Origin of the sequence: Vogesella mureinivorans (assembly GCF_007644035.1) — a bacterium.
Taxonomy (GTDB): Bacteria; Pseudomonadota; Gammaproteobacteria; order Burkholderiales; family Chromobacteriaceae; genus Vogesella; species Vogesella mureinivorans.
The window spans coordinates 1-260 of sequence record NZ_VMTV02000647.1; the positions used below are offsets into that span (position 1 = coordinate 1).

Annotated in this window: 1 protein-coding gene; it reads left to right on the forward strand. The window is 67.3% G+C overall.

The features are described from left to right. Positions 1 to 260: zinc-binding dehydrogenase (locus FLQ44_RS17090; RefSeq protein ID WP_147695368.1), on the forward strand; the 260-nt coding region annotated here is incomplete at both ends.

The following is a 260-nucleotide window of genomic DNA, read 5'->3' on the forward strand; positions in this document are numbered from 1 at the left end:
TCATGCTCTCCGACATCTTCCCCACCGGCTACCACGCCACCGAGATGGCCGGCGTGGTCCCGGGCGACAGTGTTGTCATCGCCGGGGCGGGTCCGGTCGGGCTGATGGCCGCCCTGTCCGCGATGATCAAGGGGGCCGCGAAGGTGATGGTGGTCGATCGTCATCCTGACCGGCTCGCGTTGGCCGAGCAGATCGGCGCGATCGCCATCGATGACTCCAAGGTCGATCCCGTGCAAGCTGTGCTCGACGGGACGATGGGG